The 420-nt window shown below is 55.7% G+C and carries 1 protein-coding gene; it reads right to left on the reverse strand.

Going from position 1 to position 420, the window contains the following annotated elements:
• The coding region (locus tag EII11_RS10385) for a hypothetical protein (protein WP_133306639.1) at positions 1-352 on the reverse strand (352 nt) is incomplete at its 3' end.
• Between the last annotated feature and the right edge of the window lie 68 nt (positions 353-420).

Raw genomic sequence — 420 nt, forward strand, 5'->3', positions numbered from 1 at the left:
AATCACTGTGAGCAAGTTGATTAATCTCTTGAGGGCCACGCGCAAAGATACTCTGCGGATTATCTAAAAGCCCAAGAATGATCCTGCGACCGCCATCAAGGTATTGCACACCATGACGCGTCCCCCTAGGGTCAGAGTAGTAAGTGCTGCCGTCGGGCCCGCAGTCAGCAGCGGCAGGAAGATCATTTGGGCCAATGGGGGTTTGTTCTCCGCCTCCGGCTTCCTCGGCGGTAAGCAGCTCTGGGCGTGGGATGATGGTTTCCTCAGTGTGGAAGTAGGTGCAGGCTGACAGGATAGTCGCTGACGCGAGGAGGATCACTAGGCGCGCGGCGTGTACTGTGAGTCGTGTCATCTCACTTCTCACTTGCTTGTTTGTCCGCTTTGAGGGGTCAGGACTTCCTCACTGCGCTCGATAGCTTT

Source organism: Schaalia canis, assembly GCF_003858455.1.
Taxonomy (GTDB): Bacteria; Actinomycetota; Actinomycetes; order Actinomycetales; family Actinomycetaceae; genus Pauljensenia; species Pauljensenia canis.